General features: G+C 68.7%; 1 protein-coding gene. It reads right to left on the bottom strand.

Annotation, left to right across the window (positions count from 1 at the left end; genetic code table 11):
- Positions 1-268 (bottom strand): PAS domain-containing protein (locus SB754_RS20615; RefSeq protein ID WP_410784223.1); only part of this gene is annotated, 268 nt, incomplete at both ends.

Raw genomic sequence — 268 nt, 5'->3', positions numbered from 1 at the left:
CGAGAAGAAGGTGCGGGGCTCGGTCTCGCCCGGCGGCTGGGTGGTCTCCTCCACGGCCACGCGCTCGCCCTGTCGCAGGACCCGCAGGTCGTGATGTCTCAGCTGGCGGGCGGTGTCGGCGTCGAACAGGGTGTCGTCGGTGCGGCCGATCAGCGCCTCCGGCGCGATGCCGAAGAAGTCGGCGACCCGGCGGTTGACGTACTCGTATCGTCCCGAGGCGTCCTTGATGTAGATGTAGGCATCGACGCTGTCGAGGATCGTCGCCAGC

The sequence above is a fragment of the Leifsonia sp. SIMBA_070 genome, assembly GCF_046534635.1.
Taxonomy (GTDB): Bacteria; Actinomycetota; Actinomycetes; order Actinomycetales; family Microbacteriaceae; genus Leifsonia.
The sequence above is the reverse complement of the archived record's forward strand: the minus strand, read 5'-3'. Positions and strand labels throughout refer to the sequence as shown.